Origin of the sequence: Marinoscillum sp. (assembly GCF_965229915.1) — a bacterium.
Classification (GTDB): Bacteria; Bacteroidota; Bacteroidia; order Cytophagales; family Cyclobacteriaceae; genus Marinoscillum.
This window is the reverse complement of the sequence record NZ_CBDDJZ010000001.1, coordinates 1,208,411-1,233,741: the sequence shown is the minus strand read 5'-3', so window position 1 is coordinate 1,233,741 and position 25,331 is coordinate 1,208,411. Positions and strand designations below refer to the sequence as shown.

Here is a 25,331-nt window from a genome sequence, read left to right as displayed (position 1 = left end):
CAATAAACTTAACATAACAAGAATGAATATGCACCTAGTTTACAACAAACTCAATTATTCATGGATTCGGCTCCTCTTTGTAGTAGCGCTGACTACCATGACAATTGGTGCCTTTGCTCAGCAAAATATTACAGGGAAGGTGACCTCTGAAGAGGGAGAAACCCTACCTGGCGTCACGGTGCTGGAAAAAGGAACTACCAATGGGACCATCACGGATTTGGATGGAAGATATTCACTATCTGTAAGTAGCAATGCTGTGATTACCTTCAGCTATGTTGGGTACACCGCCCAGCAAGTATCAGTGGGTAACCAATCAGTGATCGATGTGAAAATGGAACTTGACCTACAGCAACTATCAGAAGTAGTCGTGGTAGGCTATGGTACAGTCAAAAAATCTGACCTCACCGGATCAGTAGTCTCTGTGAAGCCAAAAGATATGACCGCCGGAGCTAATTTATCTGTGGAGCAGATGCTGCAAGGTAGAGCACCTGGAGTATCTATTCAGTCTAAAAGTGGAGAACCAGGTGGTGCTATCAGTGTAAAGATCCGAGGTGCCAGCTCTATCACAGCGGGTAATGATCCACTCTACGTAGTAGATGGCATGCCGTTCAATACAGGTACTCAGATTACTAGCACAGGAGGCAGATTTGTGGGTAACCAAACACCTAGAAACCCACTGAACAGCCTAAACCCTAATGACATAGCTTCCATCGAAGTATTGAAGGATGCAAGCGCCACTGCCATTTACGGGTCTCGAGGTTCTAACGGAGTTGTCATCATCACTACCAAAAGCGGTGGTGCCGGAGGAATAAAAGTCAATTATGGTTACTCCAGAAGTATTCAGAAGGTGGCTAAAAAGTATGAAATCCTGGATGCACACCAGTATCAGACCATTCTCAATAGTTTGATCGATGAAGGAGCTTCAGGCACACGAGTTGCCGATTTCCAAGGTGACGGTATCAGCTGGCCGGAGTTGCTTTACAGAGATGGTAGCATAGATGAACATAACCTCTCCATTTCAGGCGGCAATGCTACCACTAACTATTACATGTCACTTAGTGCATTTAGTCAGGATGGTATTTTGATCAATTCAGGATTAGACCGATACAACTTCAAAGTAAATGTGGATACCAAACTGGATGAAAAGTTCAATCTGGGTTTGAGTCTGAACACCTCAGTATTGAAAGATCGATTCATGTCCAATGGTACTGGCGTCAACGAAAATGCTGGTGCCTTGTATGCCGCCATCTATTATGATCCTACCATCACGCGTGTCATTGACCCGTTCACAGGTAGGTATATCACCTCTCAAACTCAGGTAATTGATAATCCGCTTGCTCTTGCCAATCACGAAACAGCCCGTCAAAACTCATTTCGCACCTTCGGTTCATTATTTGCTGAGTACTTCATCATGCCGTCACTCTCAGCCAAGCTGAAAATAGCCGGTGATGTATCTACTGCCAGAAAAGATGTATGGATAGGTCCTGAGACCCTTGATGGTGTAGGGTTTGGTGGTGTTGGCTATATCTTCAACCGAAACAATACTTATCATCTGGGAGAAGTTACTCTAAACTTCAATGAAACCTTTGGAGAGCATTCGATCAGTGCCGTGACCGGGGTTACTTATGAGGAGTTCAATGTCAACAATAACAGTGCGGAAGGAGCAGGGTTTCTATATCCAGATCTGCAAACAGATGCCATTGGCTCAGGAGCAGACTCACTGGAGTTTGTAGGAAGTGGAAGAGCCCAAGCCAAGTTAAATGCATTTCTTGCCAGAGTCAACTATTCTTTTCGTGACAAGTACTTACTCACTGCTTCTATCAGAGCTGATGGATCATCCAGGTTCGGTCCAAACAATCAGGTGGGATACTTCCCAAGTGCAGCCATCGGATGGAAACTGCATGAAGAATCTTTTATGACAGATGCCAGTCTTGTGTCAGAACTGAAGTTGAGAGCTAGCTATGGAGCCATCGGTAACCAGGCCATTGGCAACTACCTCTACGTGACCACATTCGAACCTGGAGGGGGTGCTGTACTTGGCGGGGTGATAAATGGAACAATCCAGCCATCCAGATACCCCAACCCTGACTTGAGATGGGAGTCAGCTGAGCAGATTGATATTGGAGTAGACTTTGGTTTGTTAGATAGCCGGATACAGGGTTCGGTGGATTATTATGAGCGAAACACCAAAGATTTGCTCTTGGCAGTGCCACAGCCAACCAGTACTGGTTTCGGCACGCGAACAGAAAACCTGGGTAAAATGCAAAACAAAGGGATCGAAGTGGCGCTTTCCGGATATGTCATTGACAACAAAGAGCTGAAATGGGAAGTCTCGGCCAATTTCTCTACACTACAAAACAAGGTAACAGACCTTGGTGGTGTGGATGCCTTCTATGCCGGTAACCTCAACTTCGTTCAGGGAGCTACCATCGTGCAGGAAGGGTTACCATTGTACACCTACTGGGGATATGAAGTGGATGGTGTTTGGCAGACAGACGATGATTACTCAGCCACCAAGACCAATGCACAGCCAGGAGACTGGAAATATCGCGATGTGAATGGAGACAGTGTGATCACCTCCGAAGATCGGGTAGCACTTGGCGATTCCTTTCACGACTTCACCTGGGGTCTTACCAATACAGTGAGCTACAAGGGTATAAGCCTGACGGTCTTTATCGATGCAGCCAATGGTGGAAAACTACTCAATCAAAATCTGGTAAACACCTACTATCCCATCACCTTTAGAAACAACAGGCTGGCAGAACCTTACCTGAACCGATGGACAGAAGACAACCCGACCAACGAATATGCATCATTCGTCAGACCAAATATTGGTGAAGGGTATCAAGTCAACTCGCGAACGGTGGAAGATGCCTCCTACGTGAGACTGCAATCCATCAGGTTGTCTTATCAGGTGCCTGTAGACAAGATCGGGTTGAAGTTCATTGATTCATTCAGTGTATTCGCCACCGGACAGAACCTCAAGACCTGGACCAATTACTCAGGAGTGGATCCGGCAGTTAACTCGTTTGGCAACAACAATATACCGATGGATTTCAATGCATATCCATTTGCCAAAACATACACTGTAGGTTTAAATATTGGATTTTAATAGCTATCAATCATGAGAAGATATATCAAAAGTTCACTAATCATTTTGGCACTACTCATCGGCTGGTCATGTGAAGACCAGTTGGATTCACCTCCATTCGATGAGTTTGCCCCCGAAAATGTCCTAACCAATGCCAAGGGTATTGAAGCCATGCTTTTCAATGCCTATGGATTCACCAATCCTCAAGAAGGTGTCCATACACTCATCCTTCCACAGGAAACAACCACCGACATCATGATCGTATCCGAAGGAGGTGTGGCCGGGTTGAATTCTCCATTCGAGACGTTCACCTGGACTGCCGACACCCAGTGGCTCAATGAATGGTGGAGTCGACTATACCGAGCCATCAGAGACGCCAATATTGTGATCGACAATATTGACAACTTTGAAGGAGATACCGAACGCAAGTCTATCGTGTTGGCTGAAGCCAAATTCATTCGGGGCTCTACTTATGCACTGCTCTATAACCTTTATGGACCAGTAGTGCTGAGGAAAGCATCGGGAGAGCCAACTAACAAAGCTCGAGCCACAGAAGAGGAGATGTTAGAATTTATTGAGACCCAATTGCTCGAAGCTATAGAAGACTTGCCGCATCCCGGCTCCGTACCGAGTTACTATAAGTACGGTCGTGCCACCAAAGGAACTGCCATGGCACATCTTGCCAAACACTACCTGAACACCAGGCAATGGCAGTCAGCTGCTGATATGACTCAGGAGGTAATGGATCTGGGATACTATGACCTATATCCAAACTTCCGTCAGTTGTTCTTTGTGTCCAATGAAGGAAACAGGGAGATGATGTCTGTGTGGCCAGCCATTAACCAGCAGGGATATCATACCACCTTTCCCAACGGAGTAGCCTCTCCAGATTTTTACTCCGCTCCAAACATTCCGGAACTGGTGAGAGACCCTGCTCAGATGGCGGCATGGGCTACGAACTGGCGAGTGACTGACTGGGTGATAGATGGTATGGAAGCCAACGATGATCGAGCTTTGCCAGCAGTAGACGATTATATAGATGTGACCGGATCAAATTTAAGATACAGCGACCAGCGTGCTAACAATCGCAGATACATGAAGCTTTTTGATCCGAATGGTCAGGGAAACTTCCATGGCGTGGATATCCCTGTTATTCGCTATGCAGACATGCTTCTTTCGAGGGCTGAAGCACTAAATGAACTCAACCAGTCTATCGGGGAGGCCAAGGATTTGATCAAACAAGTACGCGAACGTGCCGGTCTCACAGATCATACGACTATAGATGCTGCTTCACAAGGATCGGCTTTAAGAAATATCATTCTTTCTGAGCGAGCTAAAGAGTTTATCCATGAGGCTAAGCGAAGAGAAGATCTGCTCAGACATGATTTGTTCCTATCCAATGCCGAGGCGCGTGGAATATCAGTAGATGGCACGCACAGACGTAGATTCCCAATCCCTGCCGAAGAGGCTAATAACAACGATCTCATCGTACAGGATCAGGGATACAATTAATTTTTATACTTCTTCATAATCATAGATGGTCTGTCCGCACAGCGGACAGACCTAACTTTCAGATCAGCATGTTTAGACTTATTCTTTTCACAGTTATTATTCTAAGTTCTGCTTCACTGCAGGCCCAGAGATTAGAAACACAACTAGGCGCAAACTACAATCATGACCCAGACCTAATTGAGAATGAGCTACTGGCAAGAGCCGGTGTCCGCTGGGTACGGGTCACTCCTCGGTTTTTTAGATACATGAATGGTGAATTGGATCCAGCTACTGATGAAGGATTGGAACACATTATCCGGGCTAGTAATGCTGGATATAAAGTCGTTTTTGGTTTCCGATTTGATTTTCATCAGAACGAACGAATTCCCATTCCTAACTCACAGCGTGAGCGTGAAATGTTTGATGTGATTGGATCTGTGATCGCACGAATTGGTGAGCACATTGATATTTTCACTTTAGGTAATGAGCCGAACCTTGAGACAGTGGGTGCAGATATGGTCTTTCAGGAGTCACACGGCGGTATCCCTTTGGTTGTTTTTACTCAGCGTCTTTTGGATGAGGTAGTAGAGCCGTTTTACGACCGTCGGCCATCCTTTCGCCGACCGGAGATTTATGGCGGATCTATCCCGGCTATTTTTCAGACGTCTACACAAAACAATGATGCGGTACGTGGACTGCTTCAGATGGCCAACGATGATGATCGAATTGCTGGATTTGACCTGCACTTTCACATTGAAAGCTTTGATGAAGTGGATGCTGGATTTGAGTTTGCCCGAAGCATTATGCCTGAAAAACCTTTTTTGATCACGGAGTTTTCGCTTCATCGGTTGTATCGATCCAAAATCGAAGAACCACTCAATGCAACAGAAGCTGGAACTGATTTCGCTAATACCTACGGGTATGATCCCACCTGGAAGTCTTACCAGTGGTATACTGTGGTGAACTCTCAGCGAGTTACTCCTGATGAATTCAAGGCATTTTTTGATTCGAGAGAATGGTACCCTCAAAACTACCTGGACCTTTACCGGGAAAAATTCAATCAGTATGGGGTCTTTCTAGCCACTTACCCCATCTTGCAGCAATCCGCACCCCAGGTACTCAACCCCACGTCACCATTGTGGTTCATCAATCCGGTTTACATGCAGGTCTCATTAGAACTGGAAGAGGACGGCTCGTTGGCAGCTAATCCATTGTGTGTAGATGATTACCTCGAGTGGGCGTCTTACCGACTGCCATTGGGAGAAGTGTTTGAAGAGATCCATGACACCATCCGTTTGTACCCCAACCCAACCGCAGGACTGCTTCAAATTGATCGAGGTAGACTGAAAGGAAAAGTTGAAATTACTATTCACTCACTCGAAGGGAAGGAGTTGCAAGTGAACGAGTTTTCAACCGATGAAATCCGCCTGGACCTGTCTGACTTGAGAAACGGCGTGTATCAACTGACACTTAAAAGTGGACAAGAGGTTTATTCTAAGAAAGTCTTTATTGATAGCAAATGAAACGACTCATCTTTAGTTCAGTATTTGTAGCTCTTTGGATCAGTTCATTTGGACAGCAACGACCAAATGTCATTCTCATGCTCGCGGATGATATGGGCTACTCAGATATTGCTGCATTTGGTAGTGAGGTGCCTACCCCGAATATTGACCGCTTGGTGGATAGAGGGACGTCATTTACCCAGTTTTACAATGGAGCCAGGTGTTGCCCGACTAGAGCTAGTCTCATTACTGGTCTCTATGCTCACCAGGCGGGCGTTGGCTACATGAACCAAAGCTGGAACGAAGATGGCTACCAAGGTCATCTGGATGATCATGCACGCACTGCCGCTGAGATCATGAAGTCCAATGATTACAGCACCTTTATGGTGGGTAAGTGGCATGTTGGGAATATAAAAAACCATCAAACTCCCTTTGAAAGAGGCTTTGATCGATCATGGTGGCGACATGCAAGAGTAGACTACTTCAAACGGAACGGTATCATGCTAGATGGTGAAGATTGGACCACAGAGGACCAGCACTATTACCTTACAGATTATACAGGAAATTACATTCTGGAGTTTATCGATGAAAGTGTAAAGTCCGAAAAACCCTTCTTTGGTTACGTGGGATGGGATGCCTGTCATTGGCCACTCCAGGCAAAAGAACAATACATTCAGGAGTTTCTTGAAACATATGAAGTTGGATGGGACCTGATCAGACAGCAGCGTATTACCAATCAGTTAGAATTAGGATTGATTGACCCCAATTGGTCTATTCCCGGCAGGGACCCAAAGGCTCCTGCATGGTCAGACCTCAGCCCTGCAGATCAGCAAAAGTGGACCAGAAAAATGGCTACTTATGCAGCACAGCTCAAGTCGTTGGACGAAAACATAGGTAGAGTACTCGACAAACTGGATGAATTGGGGATCGCTGACAATACCTATGTGATGATTCTCTTTGATAATGGAGCCTGTGCTGAGGCGATAGGATGGCAGGAAGGTAACCTCATTGGAGGACCGGACTCCTACACCTCATACAATCTGCCCTGGGCCAATGTAAGTAATACGCCTTTCAGAACCTACAAGCACTTTTTGAATGAAGGTGGGATATCAACTCCTTTTATTATAGCCGGCCCTCGTATTCCAAATGGTGTTACCACCAGTGCGGTAGGCCATATTATTGACGTGGTACCCACTATTTTAGATTTGACTAAGAGCACGTTTCCAATCGAAAAGGGAGTTAAGAAGCTTGAAGGACAAAGTTTGGTACCTGCCCTAAAGCAGGGTGCTACTGGTCGAGAATGGACATTTTGGGAGCACGAAGGCAATAGAGCTGTGCGTTTTGGAGATTGGAAGCTCGTGTCTCGGTTTGTACACGATACCATTTACTTTAGGCGTTGGCATTTTCCCGGAGCACCGAGAACTCAAGAGTGGGAACTTTATAATCTGAAGGATGACAGGACTGAAATGAATGAAGTATCTGATGAAAACCCAGAGTTGGTTGAGCAGATGCAAATCAAATGGCAGGAATGGGCCGATAGAGTTGGTGCACTTCAAAATATCACCTCATACGACGGGCAAGAGCTGAAAACGAAGTAATAATGTATAAAAGACTTTTGAGCGTATTATTGATCATTTATTTAGGGCTTTTACTCTCATGTGAACTTCCTAAGCAGGAGGAGCAAGAGAAAATGAAGCCTAACATTGTTTTATTCTATGTAGATGACCTGGGCTATGGTGATTTGAGTAGCTATGGAGCCACAGCCATCAGCACCCCAAATGTAGACCAATTAGCAGCTGGTGGTGTTCGTTTTACAGATGGTCACTGTTCAGCTGCTACATGCACTCCTTCCAGATATTCATTACTCACTGGAAATTATGCCTTCAGGAATAACGCGGCTATTCTGCCAGGAGACGCTCCCTTGCTTATTGATACCGCACTTCAAACCTTACCCAAAATGCTGAAGTCCGCTGGCTACCGAACGGCAGTGGTGGGTAAGTGGCATCTAGGTCTGGGTTATGGTAGAATAGATTGGAATCAGCGCATAACCCCAGGGGCAAATGAAATCGGGTTTGATTACAGTTTTCTTATACCTGCCACTGGCGATCGAGTTCCTGCCGTCTTTGTAGAAGATGGCGCTGTAGTCAATTTAGACCCAGAGGACCCCATAGAGGTGAGTTACAGTGAGCGAATAGATCCAGGCCCAATAGGACTGGAAATATCCGATCAGCTCAAACAGAAAGCAGATGTACAGCATAGTCAAACGGTGGTGAATGGCATCAGTCGTATTGGGTACATGACGGGAGGTCAGTCGGCAAGATGGGTAGATGAAGAAATACCTTTTGTCCTTAATGACAAGGCTAAAGACTTCATTGGCACGACAAATGATGAACCATTCTTTTTGTACTATTCCTTCCATGACATTCATGTGCCTAGAGTTCCGAATGAACAATTTCAAGGATTAACTGGTATGGGTCCACGAGGAGATGCTATTGCTCAAATGGACTGGGCTGTCGGGGATATCATCAGTAATTTGAAGAAAAAGGGCTTGCTCGAAAACACCTTGATCATTTTTACAAGCGATAACGGACCTGTACTGGATGATGGATATTTTGATCAGGCAGTGGAGCTAGTAGGGGATCATGATCCTAGTGGAGGATATAAGGGAGGTAAGTACTCGGCTTATGAGGCTGGTACACGTGTTCCCACCATTGTCTATTGGCAGGGAAAGATTCAACCCATGATTTCTGATGCATTGGTCACACAAATTGATCTACTTGCATCTCTAGCGAGTCTTACTGGTGCACATGTAGGAGATGGAGTGGTTGATAGTGAGAATTACTTACAGGCATGGTTCGGTCAGGATAAGAATGGTCGGGATGAACTTCTGGAAGAATCATTCACTCTTTCACTCAGATCTGGAGAGTGGAAGTATATCAAACCTTTTGAAGGGCAGACACCTGATTGGCTGGCCAATAAGGATATAGCCGTTGGTTTATCCAGCACGCCACAGTTGTACAACTTAAATTCTGATAAGGAGGAAGAAGTCAACCTGGTAAGTAAGCAGCAAGATTTGGTTAATGAAATGGAGAATACAATGAACAAAATCATTCAAAAAAAATGACAATGAATGGAGGAGGTGTAATCATAATTGCTGAAATAGTATGAGGTATTACATCATGCTGCTTCTGCTAGTGCTGTCTCAACTGACTATTGCTCAAAATGATCGACCTAACGTAGTAGTTATACTCATTGATGATATGGGCTATGGTGATCTAAGTTGCTTTGGCAATTCAAAAGTACAAACACCTCATATCGATCAATTAGCTGGTCAAGGTCTAAGACTTACCAATTACTACGCCATGTCTCCGGTCTGTTCTCCCTCCAGAGCGTCGTTACTTACAGGTCAGTATCCAGCCACTCTGGGTATCAATTCCATCTTTGGAAATCGCCAGGAGTTGGAGGAATGGAATATGCCTTATTTCCTGCCAACCGATAAACCCAACATAGCTAACCACCTCAAAGATGAAGGATATGCCACCGGGCATTTTGGTAAATGGCACATGGGCGGTGGCCGAGATATTGCAGAGGCCCCGAGACCAACTGCTTATGGTTTTGATGAGTCTCTGGTCAGTTTTGAAGGGATGGGAGATCGTTTGCTGAATATAGATGCCAGGCACAAGCTACACGAGATGAGTGCTGCTCTAGGTAATGGCGACATTCAATACGTCTACAAACATCAGAAAACCGGAATTTATGTAGATAGTGCTTTATCATTCATAGATAGGCACCAGCAAATACCCTTTTACATCAACTTGTGGCCAAATGACGTACACGACTGGCACCTGCCCAAAGAGGGAGCTGCTCGAGAGTTTGATTCAGTGACCGATAATCCCTATGAACGCGACTTCTTTGCCGTACTCAAAGCCATGGATCGTGAGATTGGTAGGTTTACTCAGGAGTTAGAGTCCCGTGGATTACTTGACAATACACTCATCATCATAGCTAGTGACAATGGTCCGACGGATTGGCCCAGATATTATCAGCCAAATAGCTATCCAAACGGCTATCAGGGACCCCTGAGAGCACCAGGATTTACTGGCGGCTTGAAGGGTCGTAAATGGAGCTTGTATGAAGGTGGTATCAGAGTGCCTTTTATCGCATATTGGAAAGGAAAGATCCAGCCATCAGTAGACAGTACCATGGTAATGGGAAGTATAGACATTTACCCAACGATATGTGGCTTACTCGGCCTTGAACCTTCAGAATCCATTGAAGGCATGGATAGGAGTAAAGCGATACTAAACCTGCAGGGAGCCTCGGAAAGAAACCTGTTTTGGTACTATGAAAAACCCAAGCCTACCCCAGATAAAGAATCGATGCGGCCAGAGCTAGCCATGCGCTCAGGTAGATGGAAGTTGATCACCAGGTTGGATGGATCAGAATCATTTTTATTCGATTTGGACGTGGATCCATTTGAGACTAACGATTTATCTGAGCAGCATCCAGGTAAAAAGCAACAGCTCACTACCGAACTAATGGAGTGGTATTACCAGCGTGCAGGTCATTAGATCACACATTCAAATCCAAATGATATCCTTGTTTACGCAGATAGTTATACTTCTCAGTATCAAACTGATAGAGGAAGGCACCTTTCTTAGAGGAGGATTTGTCCTTCTTTTCTGTTTTGATCAACAGATCTGTGGACAATATTTTTTTTCGGAAATTCCGATCGTCTATTTGTTTGCCGTAAATGGCATCATATAGCTGTTTTAGCTGTGGCAAAGTAAATTCTTCGGGCAACAACTCAAATCCTATTGGGCGTAATTTGGCGTTTTGAACGAGCTGTTCGGCACCAAGTCTCACCATGGCACTGTGGTCCAATACGAGTGCAGGCAAATCATCCAAATCAAACCATCGGGCACCATGCTCATTAGCAATGTCTCGGTGTAGCTCGTCCAGCTTGATCAGACTCCAGTAAAGAATGGAGACCACCCTGCCTCCCGGATCCCGATCAGCTTGACCAAAGGTGGATAGTTGCTCTAAGAATACATCTTTGAGTCCCGTGAACTTCTCCAGTACACGCTCTGCCGCACTGGACAGATTCTCCTGCTCATTGACAAATCCACCTATTAGAGACCAGCCACCAGCAAATGGTTCTACCTGCCGCTCAAACAGCAAGACCTTCAAGTTGTTTTCAGAGGTATCATATCCAAAAACCAAACAGTCAATGGCCACTAGTAACTTAGGATGCTGATATGTCATGAGTCAAAAATAGTATTTTGAATTTATTTAAATAAACGTTAAAATTACGCTTAATTATCTTAACCCTCAGAAATGATGAATCAAAAAATCCATAATGAAGTTAAATCTCGGTTTACTGAAGAGTTTGGTGCGGACCCCATAGTGGTCAAAGCACCGGGCCGGATTAACCTGATTGGAGAGCATACTGATTATAACGATGGATTCGTATTACCGGCTGCTGTGGATCAAGCCATTTACCTGGCTGTGTCCAAATCTGGTACTGCTCAGTCTACACTAGTCTCGTTGGATATGAATGAAACGTTCTCCTTTATAGTAGATGATTTCCAGCCGTCTCAGTCGGTTTCATGGGCCAACTATATCATGGGTGTGGTGGCGGAGATTCAGAAATCTGGCCGTGAGGTAGAAGGCTTCAATATGGTTTTTTCTGGGGATGTTCCTCAAGGTTCAGGAATGTCATCTTCAGCTGCACTGGAGTGTGGTACCTGTTTTGCTTTGAACGAACTATTTCAGCTCAAAATTGAGAAAGTAGACATGGTGAAAATGTCTCAAAAAGCAGAGCATAATTATGCTGGGGTCATGTGTGGTATTATGGACCAGTTTGCCAGTATGATGGGTGCTCCAGACCAAGCGCTACTGCTAGATTGTAAGTCGTTGGCGTACCAGCACTTTCCTATAGCCTTGACTGATCATACCATCATCTTGTGCAATTCCAATGTCTCACACAATCTGGCTGATTCAGAGTACAACATTCGTCGCCAGCAGTGCGAGGAAGGAGTAGCTATCCTGCAAAAAAGCGATCCTGAGATCGAATCATTGCGTGATGTTACTATGGATCAGTTACTGGCGCATAAGGATGAATTTTCTGATGTTGTTTTTAGAAGGTGCAAATACGTGATCGAAGAAAATGATCGGGTAAAGAAAATGACAGAAGCAATGAGTGAATCCAGATGGGCAACTGTTGGTCAGATACTAAAAGTGGCTCAGGATGGTATGCGCACGGAATATGAGATTTCGTGTCCTGAAATTGACTTCATGGCTGGTTTTGCCAACGAACGAAGTGACGTGCTGGGGGCTCGGATGATGGGTGGAGGATTTGGTGGCTGCACCATCAACCTGGTGAATAAAGGGAGTGAAGATCAGTTTATAGATGAGCTTAACAAAGCCTATCAGGCAGAATTTAAAAAAGAGATCACTCCAATCAAAGTACTGATCTCTGATGGCGTGAAAAGGATCTAATTCATATGAGTTTAAACATTGAAAAGCCACATAAAAGGTATAATCCCCTCACTGATGAATGGGTATTGGTGTCACCGCATCGTACCAAGCGTCCATGGCAGGGCAAAACGGAGACTGTAGAAGAAGTGAAGCGTCCATCCTATGACCCTGCTTGTTACTTGTGTCCGGGCAACGAACGCATGGGGGGTGCTAGCAACCCTGCCTATGAGTCTACCTATGTTTTTAAAAATGATTTTGCCGCTTTGATGGAGGATCAGGGCGTGGAGGAACATCAGGATGGACTGTTGCGATCGGTGGAAGAAAGAGGTACCTCCAGGGTGATTTGTTTTTCACCAGATCATTCCCTGACCATGCCGGAGATGAGTGTGGAGGCACTGACCAGGGTAGTGAAGGTTTGGAAAGCGCAGTTTGATGAATTATCAGCAATTGATTACATCAGTAACGTTCAGATATTTGAAAACAAAGGATCCATAATGGGCTGTAGCAATCCGCATCCCCATGGACAGATTTGGGCTCAGAGCAGTGTTCCAAATGAAATTGAAAAGCGGACAAAAACCCAGAATGCATATTTTGATAAACACGGAACTTCATTATTAGGAGATTATTTGAAGCAAGAATTGGCATCTAGCGAGCGAATCATTAGTGAAAATGAACATTTTGTGTGTTTAGTGCCATTTTGGGCTGTATGGCCATACGAAACCATGATCATACCCAAAAGACATATTCAGGCAGTGACCGATATGACCGAAGAAGAGGAACAGTCATTTGCATCCATGCTGTCATTCGTTACTATCAAATATGATAACCTGTTTGGCTGCTCTTTTCCCTATTCGGCCGGAATGCAGCAGCGGCCTACCGATGGAGCAGATTACGAAGGCTGGCATTTTCATTATTCATTTTATCCACCATTGCTTCGTTCGGCTACAGTCAAAAAATTCATGGTCGGTTACGAGATGTTTGCCAATCCGCAGCGTGATATTACTGCTGAAATGGCCGCCGAAAAGCTGAGATCTCTATCATCAGTGCATTACAAGCTACAGGAACAATCTGTTTAAAAATGTGGATACGAACCGAAGAATCTCAAATAATTAGTCTTCTAGTTTCACTTTTTAATAGATTTGACGTATTGAGACTTGAATACTAGGAGGTTGCTAGCATTCATTAGCCAGAATAAATAGACAAGACTTTGGAATACACATCTATCAGAAAATCTTTTCAGCGAGAGCTGGATGGCCAGCAGGTGGACCTCTACCTCCTCTCCAACACTAAAGGCACGCAAGTGACCATTACCAACTACGGTGGTCGGATAGTACACTTGATTGTGCCGGATCAGAATGGAAATCTGGTAGATGTCAATCTAGGCTACCACACACTAGAGGAATACTTGAACACTTCACAGGAGTATTTTGGTGCGCTCATCGGGAGATTTGGCAATCGCATTTCCAATGGCAAGTTTGCAATTGGCAGGGACATCTTCACACTGGCACAGAATAATGGACCTAATAACCTGCATGGTGGTGTCAAAGGGTTTCATAAGGTGGTTTGGGGAGTGAAAGAGGTTTCTGATACAGCTATTACACTCACCTACACGGCAGCAGATGGTGAAGAGGGGTTTCCTGGCCAGCTAGAAGTGGAAATGACCTATTCGCTAACGGATGATAATGAACTGGTGATGGATTACAAGGCTATCACTGACAAGCCAACTCCGGTTAACTTGACCAACCATGCCTTTTTTAATCTGAACGGAGAGGGTAGTGGTTCTATTCTGGATCATGTATTGGAGATTAATGCTTCAGCTTTTACGCCTATCAATAAGAACCAGATACCGATTGGTACCATTGAGAAGGTAGAAGATACTCCGCTGGATTTTAGGAAAGCAACCCGAATTGGCGAGCGGATCGAGGATCAGCATCAGCAGATAGAATTTGGGTTTGGTTATGATCACAACTACACACTTGACAGCTATGCCCTGGATAAGCGTACCACACAGGGACCGAGGTTTGCTGCGAAAGCTCGTGGAGATAAGAGTGGTATTGTGTTGGAGGTACTCACCACTGAGCCAGGCTTGCAGTTTTACACCGGCAACTTTCTGGATGGAAAAGAGACGGGCAAAGGTGGAACCTACCAGCGAAGAGATGCTTTTTGTCTGGAAACGCAGCATTATCCGGATTCACCAAACAAACAAACATTCCCACTGACTATTCTTTACCCAGGGGAGGAGTATCATAGCACCACAGTTTATAAGTTCTCTTAAAAACCGACGGACAGTAAGGCTCTTTTGCTGCAGTACAAGGGAATTACTATTTAATGTTTCCATTGATTATTATTCTCCATGAGCGCTGTGTATTTGAGAAAATGTAAAATTTAATCGCTTTTCAGTGTTGTTTTTGATAAATTTATAACCGTAATATTTACGTGTATGAGCGACACTTCTAGAACTTCTAAAGCGACAACCGGTAATCAATTCTTGCATGTTTCTCAAAAAAATGAGCATCTGGAGAGTGATGATCTGTTGTGGGATCGGTTCAAATCTGGAAGCCAAAATGCACTTACCTACATTTATAGGACCCATTCCGAGGTGTTATTTAATTACGGATGTCAATTTGTAAATGATCGTGACTTAGTACGGGATACTCTTCAGGATCTTTTCATAGACTTGATTAACAATCGCGAAGGGCTGGGATCCACCAATTCCATCAAATTCTATTTGATGAAGAGCTTTCGAAACAAGCTTCTACGTTCTATAAAACATACCAAAAAGCGTAAATCGGCAGAGCAGGACTCTGGAAATGAGTCCTTTTTAATCACTATTTCAGCAGAAGCCAAATGGATCAATGGCCAACTAGATGTTGCCAAAGAGAAGCTGATTGAAGAGAGTCTGAATCAGCTCCCACCGCTGCAGCGGGAAGCATTGGTCTTGTATTTTTTTGAGGGACTACAATATGATCAGATTGCCGAGATGTTGGGCATTAAAGTTAAATCATCCCGAGCCTTGATCTACAGATCTACTGAGTCACTCGCCAAGATACTGGGTCCACATAAGAAGGAAATCTTCACTTTACTATCTGCGATACAGTTATCTAATTTGTAGTTTATAGGATTTATTATTGCAATTATCATCAGTCGCAAAGCTTATTTGTTGAGATATTTATAAATATTTCAACACCCTATGGTCATTTGCGAGTTTCTTGCCTTTTAGAGGTAAAGGAACAAGAAGCATAGATGGACTATCGGCATTATCAATTAGAGGATTTTTTAAAGGACGAGTTCTTCGTCAATTGGGTACTGCATCCCGATCAGGAAACGGATCACTTCTGGAAGAAGTGGATTTCAACTAATCCAGACCGAGTTCCGGTAGTGGAGCAAGCACAGCAGATCGTTCAGTCTATTTCTTACAAGAATCAATATCAACTCACTGAGGAAGAATACACAGGAGTATTTGAACAAGTATTGAAGGCCAACAACCGTCGAAATAATAAGGCGTTCGTTTGGCGACAAACCCATACTTTTCGTTTGGCTGCTGTGATTGCCCTTTTACTGGCTGTGACTGCCATACTTTACTTGAATCAACCAGAAGAAACTCTGAGTGTGCCAGAGATGGTCATGATCAAGGCGGCTCCCGGACAAAAGCGCAACATTCAGCTTGCGGATGGGACTAAAGTGATGCTCAACTCTGGAAGCTCACTAGTTTACCCGAAAGAGTTTGTCGATAGTATTCGCCAGGTCACTCTATATGGAGAGGCTTTCTTTGACGTGAAGCGAAATCCACAACAACCATTTCTAATAGAGTCTGGCCAGCTTACCACTCGGGTGCTCGGGACTTCTTTTAATGTGAGAAGCTACACCGAAGAGAGGCAAATCTATGTGGCAGTGGTCACAGGCAAAGTGCAGATAGAAAGCACTGCGGGTCGAAAGGAAGTACTGCTCCCGGAAGACATGGGCGTGTTCAATAAAGATGATGGTACGCTGAATCAGACAGAATTCGACCCAGAATTGCTAATTGGCTGGACTGAAGGACTATTGGCTTTTGAAAATCAGACATTGCCAGAAATTTTCAAATCTCTTGAAAAGTGGTATGGAGTGAAGATAGAAGTAGATGAAAGTTTGAATCTGGAAGGACAATACAGCGGTCGCTATCAAAATAAACCACTTGAAGTAATCCTGAAAGGGATTAGCTACACCTCTCATTTCAATTATTCAATAAACCATAAAACCATTCGGATCTATGATGAAGAAAAATGATGAATTAATGACCTAAACTGGTTAGTATCAATAACCTACAAAACAACAAACCCTCGCATCCAAAAAGTTGGGGAACTCCGGCTGCAAGGGTTGGTTCTAGCAATCTAATTATTCACTAAAACACCTTAAAAGTATGAAAAATAATCTACTGAGGGAAATATTGATTATGTCTAAACCCCTTTTTTACGTCATATTTCTACAGGTGCTTTTTGCTGGTATGTTACACGCCGGAGTAGGCGTGGCGCAGCAAAAGAGCTTATATGAAATCGACATTGACCTTACAGCTGAGGATCGGGAATTGCTCCAGATCTTCAGAGAGATTGAATCAACGACCGACTTTGTCTTTACATACAACGACCGGTTTGTGAAAAACAAGAAAGTTTCTATTGGTTCCAATGAGTCATTGGGCAAGATATTGGAGGAAATATCCAAAAAAGCCAACGTTCAGTTCAAGCGAATCAATGAACACATTCATGTGGATCGCCACTTGAAAACGCCAAGTGTGTTGGAGACCTACGATATACCTGATGATGTCACCATCACGGGGCAAGTTCTCGATGAAAATGGTGAGGGTTTACCTGGTGCTACAGTAGCAGTCAAAGGAACAAGTATTGGTACCATCACTGACGTTAATGGATCTTACAAACTCACTGTTTCAGATGACACAGAAACACTTGTATTCTCCTTTGTGGGGTACAAGTCTCAGGAGGTGGCTGTAGCTGGTCAGACAGAGATAAGCGTGACATTGGAAACAGATTATACCAGCTTGCAAGAAGTGGTAGTGGTGGGGTATGGTGAGCAGAAAAAGGCTGACCTGACTGGAGCAGTTTCTGTGGTGGAATCCGAAGAGGTCCAAAAACGCCAGGCTACCACCGTGGCTGAGGCCATGCAAGGATTGGCTACTGGTGTGAACATCAGAGGCGGAGGCCAACCTGGTAGTGAAGCACAAATTCAAATTAGAGGGTTGAGCAATTTTTCTAATGAACCTCCACTCTATGTTATTGATGGAATGATCACCACAGCCAACCGCGATTTCAACCCCAATGACATTGAGTCTATACAAATCTTGAAAGATGCTTCTGCAGCGGCCATTTATGGATCCAGAGCAGCTAATGGTGTGATTATCATTACCACCAAGAAAGGTAAAGAAGGACCACTTCAGGTGAAGTTCTCCGGTAAAACGGGAATTCAGAATATCCCGAGATATGACCTGGCGGCACGTGATGAATACATTGAGATCAATAACATGGCCTATGATAATGCGGGAGTTCCCAGGCAGGATCACGACTTGACCAATGATACAGACTGGCAAGATGAGACTTTCCAGACCGGTCGCATTCAAGATTACAACTTGTCTTTTTCAGGCGGTAGCTCCAATGGAACCTACTTGATTTCCGGTAACTATTTCGAGAACAAAGGAACGGTAATCAGTACAGGTTTTGAGCGATTAAGCTTCAGAGTGAATACCTCTGCTAACAAGGGAATCTTTAGTGTAGGTGAAAACATTGCCATCACCAATGCGAAGGCAGACGAAATGTCTGGCAATCCGATATTTGATGTAATTCGTTTGATGCCGACGATCCCGGTTTATGACGAGAACAACCCTGGGGGATATGGATATGGGAGTGAAGATCGTGCCAGAACATTTGCGACCAACCCAATAGCGATTGCTGATCTGGATGACCGTACCAATGAGAACTTCCGCGTACGTGGAAACCTCTGGTCTGAGATCAAGCCAGCAGAATGGATCAAATACCGATTGAATGTAGGGTACAATGCTAGCTTCGATCACTACCAGTACCTGAGAAAGGAAGGAAACTGGACCCTGAATCAGCCATATGATCCGGCTATCGCCATCGAAAACCGAGCGGCATCCAGCACATTGTTGGTAGAGAACACACTGACATTGGAAAAGGATTTTGGTAAGCACAATTTCAACGTGTTGTTGGGACAAACTTTCCAAAACGACAAGTATGCACGCATGGAAGGCACTAAAAGAAATCTACCTCAAAACCCAACTACAGGTGAGTACTACACAGTATTAGATCAGGGAGATCAGGCAGTAGTTACTGGATTCCGACAAGAAGCGGTTTTGATTTCGTACCTGGGACGACTGAACTATTCCTATGATGATAAGTACATTCTTACAGCCATATTCAGACGAGATGGAACATCTAGACTAAGTCCAGACAATCGCTGGTCCACTTTCCCATCCATCGCTGGTGCATGGAGAATTAGTGACGAGTCATTTTTCAATAGCAGCTTAATCAGCAATTTGAAACTACGTGCCAATCATGGGACACTCGGTAGTGCCAATATTGGTTTCTGGGATTATCAGCAGACTATCAATACCTTCCCGACTATCGTGATGGGTGATGATCAGCACATTGAGCCAGGTGCTACAAATATCCGGTTGGCTAACAACAACTTGAGATGGGAGACACTCACTCAGAGCAACTTTGGATTGGACCTTGGTCTTTTGGACAACAAACTAACAGCCACTGCTGAGTACTATGTGTCCACAACAGACGATGTGTTGACAGCTGCACCAATCACACTCACTACTGGTAACGATGGAGGCAACCCTATTGTGAATGCGGCTTCCTTAAGAAACTCTGGATTTGAATTCACCCTGGCATATTCTGAAGCTGAAAAAGATCTGAAATACAATGCTTCATTGAATGTAACGACCATCCACAATGAAGTGCTCTCACTTGGATATGGAAGAAATGACATCTATGTGGGCAATACCGTGACTGAAGTGGGCAACCCAATAGGGATGTGGTATGTACTGGAAACCGATGGTTTGTTTCAGAATGCTGAGGATGTACAGAACCATACCACTGACGGTCAGGTGATTCAGCCAGATGCACAGCCTGGTGATATCCGATTTGTAGATCACAATGGAGATGGCCAGATCACTAACGATGACAAAGTGGTGGTTGGCAATCCCTGGGCAGATGTAGAAATCGGACTCAACTTAAATGCTTCTTATGGAAACTTTGAGTTCACGATGACCTGGTTTAGCTCCTTGGGAGCTACAGTGTATAACGCTCCAATGTCTGTGATGGGTAGATTTGATGACAACTCTAACTATCCTGCTGGCATCCGGCCGTGGACTGCCGAAAACCAAAATACAGACGTGCCTAGAGCTTACTATGGGACTACTTTGAATTCACGAGCTGATACGGATAGGTGGTTGGAAAATGGAAATTTCGCCCGTCTCAAATTCATCAGCCTCGCGTACAACCTTCCGGTAGGTTTGTTAGGGAAGATTGGTTTCCAAACTGCTCAGGTGTCTATCTCAGGGCAAAACTTGCTCACCTTAACTAAATACACGGGACTTGACCCAGAATTTCGTGGGCCTACCATCTACGAGCGTGGGCTAGATCTGGGAGCATTCCCTAATGTAAAGACAATGTCTGTAGGTCTAAACTTTGGATTTTAATCAAAAACTGAAGCGAAATGAAAAATCTTAAATACATATTCTTACTGATGGTTGCCATGACGCTTTATAGCTGTGATGAGGAGCTGTTAGATGTAAAAAACCCTAATACTTTGACAGAGGACCAGTTTTGGGCTTCTGCAGAAGACGCACGACTAGGTGTCAACTCCATCTATGCGATGCAGTACAAGCCTGGGTTGTGGAGCAGATGGATCTACTTTAGGTATGATCTTACCTCTGACATTGGATACAGTAAAAGCCCATGGATAGAGTTAGGAGACTGGACACGTTTCCAATATGTCAACTATAACTTCTGGGAAGGCCAGGTGATTACCTGGAGAGATCATTACAAGGCTATCTACCGATGCAATCAGGTGCTGGCCAATGTGCCAGATATTGACATGGATGAATCTGAGAAAGAGTTGATATTGGCTCAGGCCAAATTCTTCAGAGCTTTCTATTATTTCAATATTGGAGTATTGTGGGAAGATGCACCATTGGTACTGGAGCCATCCAGTCCTGAAGACCTACCAGAGAAACGCACTCAAGCTGAAATCTATGCACAAGTAGTGACGGATTTGAATGAAGCAGTGGCGGTGTTACCTACCGAGTGGGATGCAGCCAATGTGGGAAGACCTACCAAAGGGGCTGTTTATGCATTTCTCGCGAGAACATACATGCAGCAGCGTATGTGGACAGAGGCTAAAGGAGCTCTAGACTATTTCTTTACCGGAGAAGGAAGAGACCTTTATGGTTTGGTACCAAACTTCAAAGACAACTTTACGCATCTCAATGAAAACAACATCGAGTCGGTTTTTGAGATTCAGTTCTCTGACGCAAACTTCGGTGGAGGCGATGGAGAAGTGCCAAATGCGAGTATGGGTAATAACCGAGCACAGTTCTTTGCTCCTGGTGGAATCGGATGGTCTGATGGTCAGCTGAGATACTGGGTAGTGGAAGAGTTCAAAAAAGAACTAGACCTGGATGGGAATCTGGACGAGCGTCTAAGACACTCTGCGCTGTATTCAGATCTGGAAGCAGACTTTGGAGACAAAACCTATGGCCGTGACTGGGAGTGGGGACCAGAAGATGCTTACTTCAGAAAATATCAGCGTGACTACTATCGCGACAATGAGGACTACTTCTCTCAAGTCAATCTAAGGCTGGTTCGTTTTGCTGATATTCTACTGCTATACGCAGAAGTGCTCAACGAACTAGGAAACACAGCTGAGGCCTATCAGTATGTGGATCAGGTGAGAGCTCGAGCAAATATGGCACCTTTGGCTACAGCCTATCCAGCAATTGGGAATGATCAGGATGCATTCTTAGAGCGCCTGAAAATAGAAAGAGTCCTGGAACTGTGTGGCGAAAGTACTCGCTGGATGGACCTCAAACGCTGGGGAGATTTAGAATCACAGGCTAGCGTAGATGCTATTGCGCAGCGTGATCCAGACTTTTTCAACTTCGTGGTGGGTAGATCTCATAGATTGCCAATCCCACAGGTGGATGTGGAGAACAATCCAAACCTGGATCAGCACGCTGAATACTGAACCATTTTAAGTTAGATAGCTACAACCTGCGGAGGTGGTGGGGGCCGCCTCCTGCAGGTAGCTATTGCTAATTGACAATTATTTAAATCCAACCTTCCTGATATGAAGATTTTTATTCCAATGATCCTGATCCTGCTGGTAGTAGCTTGTACTCCAGCTAAAAAAGAAAATGCGAATACGGAAAAGCCGTTTGCCCGGGAAGTCTGGAGCAAGCAGCAAGCCAATAGCTGGTACAAAGACAAGCCCTGGTATCGCGGAGCTAACTTCAATCCAAGCTCGGCCATCAATCAACTGGAGACCTGGCAAGCTGAATCATTTGATGCTAAAATTATTGACCGAGAACTCGGATGGGCCGAAGATATTGGAATGAATGCCATGCGGGTGTATCTGCATCATGTTGCTTGGGAGCAGGATAAGGAAGGCTTTAAAAACCGAATGGCAGAGTATCTCAAGATAGCCGACAGTCATGGTATTGCTACCATGTTTGTGTTTTTTGATGACTGCTGGAACAATACTTACCAGGCGGGTAGGCAACCAGAACCTAAAACCGGAACCCACAACTCCGGCTGGATTCAAGATCCAGGGCAGCTGATATACGACCAGCCAGAGCTAGTCAACGATTTGGAAGTCTATGTGAAAGATGTCATGAAGCATTTTGCTGATGATTCGCGTATTCTACTTTGGGACGTGTACAACGAACCCGGCAACTCTGGTTATGGAGATAGATCTTTGCCTTTGCTCAAAAAGGTATTTCAATGGGGCCGTGAGGTCAACCCATCACAGCCTCTATCGGCAGGGGTTTGGAACAATTCCCTTACCAACCTGAATAAGTTTCAACTGGAAAACTCTGATGTGATCACCTACCACAACTACGAAGACAGTGCGCATCATGCTGCCATGATCGACACCTTGCAGCAGTATGGTAAACCGATGCTCTGTACCGAATACATGGCCAGAACGCGTAATAGCACTTTCCAGGACATTATGCCTATGCTCAAAGCACACAAGATTGGCGCTTTCAACTGGGGCTTGGTGTCAGGCAAAAGCAATACGATATACGCTTGGGATACACCGATCGAATCTGGTGAAGAACCAGAGGTTTGGTTTCATGACATTTTCAGACAAGATGGATCTGTCTACAGCCAGGAGGAGGTGGATCTAATAAAAGAATTGACCTCCGCTGATTGATTGACAATAGCAGGTGTGATTAAATCAATGTTTTATAAAAAAAACCAGAAATGATGAAAAAACTCACATCACTATTTCTATTGTTATTTCTGTGCCTCGCTGTGAAATCACAAGAGGTGCTGCTGGAGGATGTAGACTCCTTCTACCCGAGATTGATCCGGCTGAAAGCCAATGGTTCCGCTAATGGCAGACTCATTGCGAGCTTTGATGTTATTGGTGCCGGTCGTATTTACCAAAGTACAGATGATGGTCTCAGCTGGTCTCAGATTACCACCATCACTGAGACTGGTTTTGCCAACACTTGTTGCAGTGAATTGTATGAGGTCCCTCAAAACCTGGGGAGTACTACTGCGGGTACCCTGTTTTGGGCGGTATCGGCTCATGATGGAGCTGCACCAGCAAGCCGTGCAATCAAAATCTACAAGAGTACGGATCAGGGTAATAGTTGGAGCTATTTTTCTACACCAGTGACAGGAAACACAGGTTTATGGGAAGCAGAATTCATCATAGATGATCTGGGGCGATTGGTCATGTACTATGCCTCTGAAGAACATAAGGGCTCAGGTTACAACCAGCTGATCGCCCACAAAATCTCTACAGATGGAGGTGCCACATGGGGAGGTGAAGTATTTGATATCGGTATTGCCGACAATGATCAGCGACCAGGGATGCCCACCATCAGCAAGTTGCCAAATGGTGATTATGTGATGGTTTATGAAATATGTGGCCCTACTTACAACTGTGATGCCTTTATCAGAACATCTTCAGATGGCGTGAATTGGGGAGCCATTGGCAATATCGGTAGTCGAATCGAATCGGTATCAGGCAACCACTTCTCACATGCTCCTACAGTTACCTGGATTGATAATGGCACCACAAATGGAGAATTACTCGTAGCAGGTCAGGTTCTTCGAAATGGTGCCAATGTAGACGTGGCAGAGAATGGGAAGAAATACATGGTAAACTCCACCAATGGTACCGGGCTATGGGCAGAGCGATCAGCTCCATTGTTTACACCTAGTGATGGCACAAATCCTTGCAGCAACTATAGCACTCAGTTTGTTGCAGGGGCTGGAGGTACTGAAGTGGTTCAGCTGGCCAATAAGGAATGTCGCGTGTACGCGGGAGTTGGTACATTCAATGTCCCTTTTGCAGATGGTGTTTATCGGTTGACTGCTAAGCATAGTGGAAAAGCACTGGATGTAAATGCTTGCAGCACAGCTGATGGTGCGAATGTACAGCAATGGCCATGGGCTGGTGGTGATTGTCAGCGATGGGAACTCGAATACCTTGGAAATAGAGAATATCGGATTACCTCTCAGCAAAGTGGTAAAGTACTGGAGGTGGCTGGTTGTTCATCTGTCAATGGAGGCAATGTGCAGCAATGGCCATGGAATGGAGCTGACTGCCAGAGATGGTACATCGAGCCAACGGGCGCTGGTTATTATCGATTGGTTTCAAAGAATAGCGGCAGAGTGCTCGATGTAGATGCATGCTCCGATGCGGATGGACAGAATGTTCAGCAGTGGGAATGGCTCGGTGGTGACTGTCAGCAGTGGAGACTGGAGCCTGTTAGTCCCAATGAAGTGCCCACAGGATCGTACCGAATTACCTCCAAAAACAGCAACAAAGTATTGGACGTTTCGGGATGTTCTACCTCAGTGGGAGCAAACGTGCAGCAGTGGCCATGGAATGGTGCCAACTGCCAGCGATGGAGTATTAATACCACATCCGATGGGTACTATGAAATCATTAGCAATGCCAGTGGTTTGGCCCTGGATGTAAATGGATGCTCGTCCACAAGCGGAAGTAACGTGCAGGTCTGGACAGGTACAGGAGCTGATTGCCAAAAGTGGGGATTCGAAGAGGTAGAGCCAGGCTTTTACAAGATCACCTCCAAGAATGGATTGAAGGTGCTCGATGTGTCAGAATGTGCTACTGCGGATGGTGCCAATGTGCAGCAATGGGAGTGGATCGGTGGTGACTGTCAGCGATGGTCTCTGGAATCGGTTACCCAGAGTCAGCGACTTGTGACCGCAGAACAAAAGGTCGATAAAGTGGAATTGGAAATCTTTCCGAACCCAACCACAGAAAAACTGAGTATTCTGTTTAGTCATTCATCAAAAGGAGTCGGTAGCATTCGTTTGTTGAATGCAGCTGGGCAGGTTGTTTATAAACAAAACACACAGTTGATCCAAGGTCAGAACTCACTTGAGTTGAGTCTGGATAAGCTCTCTACCGGTATCTACTTACTCGAATTAACTGCTAAAAACTTATCAGTTAAAGAACGAATTATAAAGAATTAAATACACACCTGCTGA

General features: G+C 44.8%; 16 protein-coding genes. 15 read left to right on the top strand and 1 reads right to left on the bottom strand.

All coding sequences use genetic code 11. The features are described from left to right. Positions 1-22: 22 nt before the first annotated feature. The 6 genes from ACO067_RS05290 to ACO067_RS05265 all read left to right on the top strand — a co-directional run bounded on the left by ACO067_RS05290 (position 23) and on the right by ACO067_RS05265 (position 10,655). Positions 23-3,112: a SusC/RagA family TonB-linked outer membrane protein gene (locus tag ACO067_RS05290; RefSeq protein WP_421871556.1), complete on the top strand. Its 3,090-nt coding sequence runs from the start codon at positions 23-25 to the stop codon at positions 3,110-3,112. Between the two features lie 12 nt (positions 3,113-3,124). Next, positions 3,125-4,603, top strand: coding sequence for a RagB/SusD family nutrient uptake outer membrane protein (locus tag ACO067_RS05285; RefSeq protein WP_421871554.1), 1,479 nt, complete (start codon positions 3,125-3,127; stop codon positions 4,601-4,603). Positions 4,604-4,671: 68 nt separating this feature from the next. Beyond that, positions 4,672-6,105, top strand: a complete 1,434-nt coding sequence (locus tag ACO067_RS05280) for a T9SS type A sorting domain-containing protein (RefSeq protein ID WP_421871552.1) — start codon at positions 4,672-4,674, stop codon at positions 6,103-6,105. Beyond that, complete coding sequence (locus tag ACO067_RS05275) at positions 6,102-7,682, top strand: arylsulfatase (protein WP_421871550.1); 1,581 nt, start codon at positions 6,102-6,104, stop codon at positions 7,680-7,682. The genes ACO067_RS05280 and ACO067_RS05275 overlap by 4 nt, the downstream gene beginning before the upstream one ends. A gap of 2 nt (positions 7,683-7,684) precedes the next feature. Continuing rightward, the gene (locus tag ACO067_RS05270) at positions 7,685-9,208 is read left to right on the top strand and encodes a sulfatase family protein (RefSeq protein WP_421871547.1); all 1,524 of its coding nucleotides are present in this window, start codon (positions 7,685-7,687) and stop codon (positions 9,206-9,208) included. Positions 9,209-9,248: 40 nt separating this feature from the next. Further along, complete coding sequence (locus ACO067_RS05265; protein ID WP_421871545.1) at positions 9,249-10,655, top strand: sulfatase-like hydrolase/transferase; 1,407 nt, start codon at positions 9,249-9,251, stop codon at positions 10,653-10,655. A gap of 1 nt (position 10,656) precedes the next feature. Here ACO067_RS05265 and ACO067_RS05260 read toward each other — a convergent pair whose 3' ends face one another. Next, positions 10,657-11,349 carry an NUDIX hydrolase gene (locus ACO067_RS05260; RefSeq protein WP_421871543.1) on the bottom strand — a complete coding sequence of 231 codons (693 nt, stop codon included), beginning with the start codon at positions 11,347-11,349 and terminating at the stop codon, positions 10,657-10,659. A gap of 72 nt (positions 11,350-11,421) precedes the next feature. Between ACO067_RS05260 and galK the strand changes: the two genes are divergently transcribed. From galK to ACO067_RS05215, 9 genes are all read left to right on the top strand, one after another. Continuing rightward, complete coding sequence (gene galK / locus ACO067_RS05255) at positions 11,422-12,585, top strand: galactokinase (protein ID WP_421871541.1); 1,164 nt, start codon at positions 11,422-11,424, stop codon at positions 12,583-12,585. A 5-nt stretch (positions 12,586-12,590) separates the two neighbouring features. Beyond that, positions 12,591-13,640, top strand: a complete 1,050-nt coding sequence (locus ACO067_RS05250) for a UDP-glucose--hexose-1-phosphate uridylyltransferase (RefSeq protein ID WP_421871538.1) — start codon at positions 12,591-12,593, stop codon at positions 13,638-13,640. Positions 13,641-13,771: 131 nt separating this feature from the next. Further along, complete coding sequence (locus tag ACO067_RS05245) at positions 13,772-14,839, top strand: aldose epimerase family protein (RefSeq protein ID WP_421871536.1); 1,068 nt, start codon at positions 13,772-13,774, stop codon at positions 14,837-14,839. A gap of 165 nt (positions 14,840-15,004) precedes the next feature. Next, positions 15,005-15,676: an RNA polymerase sigma factor gene (locus ACO067_RS05240; protein ID WP_421871534.1), complete on the top strand. Its 672-nt coding sequence runs from the start codon at positions 15,005-15,007 to the stop codon at positions 15,674-15,676. A 131-nt stretch (positions 15,677-15,807) separates the two neighbouring features. After that, positions 15,808-16,827, top strand: coding sequence for a FecR family protein (locus ACO067_RS05235; protein ID WP_421871531.1), 1,020 nt, complete (start codon positions 15,808-15,810; stop codon positions 16,825-16,827). Positions 16,828-16,960: 133 nt separating this feature from the next. Further along, on the top strand, positions 16,961-20,275 hold the full coding sequence (locus ACO067_RS05230) for a SusC/RagA family TonB-linked outer membrane protein (protein ID WP_421871529.1): 3,315 nt from the start codon (positions 16,961-16,963) through the stop codon (positions 20,273-20,275). A gap of 17 nt (positions 20,276-20,292) precedes the next feature. Next, on the top strand, positions 20,293-21,822 hold the full coding sequence (locus tag ACO067_RS05225) for a RagB/SusD family nutrient uptake outer membrane protein (protein WP_421871527.1): 1,530 nt from the start codon (positions 20,293-20,295) through the stop codon (positions 21,820-21,822). A 102-nt stretch (positions 21,823-21,924) separates the two neighbouring features. Beyond that, positions 21,925-23,010: a glycoside hydrolase family 2 TIM barrel-domain containing protein gene (locus ACO067_RS05220; protein ID WP_421871525.1), complete on the top strand. Its 1,086-nt coding sequence runs from the start codon at positions 21,925-21,927 to the stop codon at positions 23,008-23,010. A gap of 50 nt (positions 23,011-23,060) precedes the next feature. Beyond that, on the top strand, positions 23,061-25,316 hold the full coding sequence (locus ACO067_RS05215) for an RICIN domain-containing protein (RefSeq protein ID WP_421871523.1): 2,256 nt from the start codon (positions 23,061-23,063) through the stop codon (positions 25,314-25,316). Positions 25,317-25,331 lie beyond the last annotated feature (15 nt).

What these genes read in the sequence shown, in the direction of transcription:
- ACO067_RS05290 (WP_421871556.1), top strand. Translation starts at nt 23, where the DNA reads ATGAATATGCACCTAGTTTACAACAAACTCAATTATTCATGGATTCGG.
- ACO067_RS05285 (WP_421871554.1), top strand. Translation starts at nt 3,125, where the DNA reads ATGAGAAGATATATCAAAAGTTCACTAATCATTTTGGCACTACTCATC.
- ACO067_RS05280 (WP_421871552.1), top strand. Translation starts at nt 4,672, where the DNA reads ATGTTTAGACTTATTCTTTTCACAGTTATTATTCTAAGTTCTGCTTCA.
- ACO067_RS05275 (WP_421871550.1), top strand. Translation starts at nt 6,102, where the DNA reads ATGAAACGACTCATCTTTAGTTCAGTATTTGTAGCTCTTTGGATCAGT.
- ACO067_RS05270 (WP_421871547.1), top strand. Translation starts at nt 7,685, where the DNA reads ATGTATAAAAGACTTTTGAGCGTATTATTGATCATTTATTTAGGGCTT.
- ACO067_RS05265 (WP_421871545.1), top strand. Translation starts at nt 9,249, where the DNA reads ATGAGGTATTACATCATGCTGCTTCTGCTAGTGCTGTCTCAACTGACT.
- ACO067_RS05260 (WP_421871543.1), bottom strand. Translation starts at nt 11,349, where the DNA reads ATGACATATCAGCATCCTAAGTTACTAGTGGCCATTGACTGTTTGGTT.
- galK (WP_421871541.1), top strand. Translation starts at nt 11,422, where the DNA reads ATGATGAATCAAAAAATCCATAATGAAGTTAAATCTCGGTTTACTGAA.
- ACO067_RS05250 (WP_421871538.1), top strand. Translation starts at nt 12,591, where the DNA reads ATGAGTTTAAACATTGAAAAGCCACATAAAAGGTATAATCCCCTCACT.
- ACO067_RS05240 (WP_421871534.1), top strand. Translation starts at nt 15,005, where the DNA reads ATGAGCGACACTTCTAGAACTTCTAAAGCGACAACCGGTAATCAATTC.
- ACO067_RS05235 (WP_421871531.1), top strand. Translation starts at nt 15,808, where the DNA reads ATGGACTATCGGCATTATCAATTAGAGGATTTTTTAAAGGACGAGTTC.
- ACO067_RS05230 (WP_421871529.1), top strand. Translation starts at nt 16,961, where the DNA reads ATGAAAAATAATCTACTGAGGGAAATATTGATTATGTCTAAACCCCTT.
- ACO067_RS05225 (WP_421871527.1), top strand. Translation starts at nt 20,293, where the DNA reads ATGAAAAATCTTAAATACATATTCTTACTGATGGTTGCCATGACGCTT.
- ACO067_RS05220 (WP_421871525.1), top strand. Translation starts at nt 21,925, where the DNA reads ATGAAGATTTTTATTCCAATGATCCTGATCCTGCTGGTAGTAGCTTGT.
- ACO067_RS05215 (WP_421871523.1), top strand. Translation starts at nt 23,061, where the DNA reads ATGATGAAAAAACTCACATCACTATTTCTATTGTTATTTCTGTGCCTC.